This window comes from Gilvimarinus sp. 1_MG-2023 (assembly GCF_030548285.1).
Window position 1 is genome coordinate 1 of the sequence record NZ_JAUOSC010000898.1, and the last position, 279, is coordinate 279.

General features: G+C 54.8%; 1 protein-coding gene. It reads left to right on the forward strand.

Going from position 1 to position 279, the window contains the following annotated elements; translation table 11 throughout:
• On the forward strand, positions 1 to 279 hold a 279-nt coding region (locus tag Q4563_RS19460), incomplete at both ends, for a DUF1285 family C-terminal domain-containing protein (RefSeq protein WP_303605690.1).

Sequence of the window (279 nt, forward strand, 5' to 3'; positions counted from 1 at the left end):
GTGCTGGTGACACCCGCCGAAAAGATGACGATCCAGGTGGATGATTTGCCTTTCCAGGTGATTTTGCTGGAGCGCGAAGCGGGAGTAATCAACGCCGTAACCAATGTCGGTGATACCTTGGTGCTGGGGCTGGAGCATCCGGTGCAGTTGTCGGAGCGTGACGGACAAAGGCTGCCCTGTGTTGAGGTCCGTTCTGGCTTGATGGCGCGTTTCTGTAGAAATACCTATTACCAGCTGGTTGACTGGGCTGAGGAGTGGGATGATGGTTATTGGGTAACC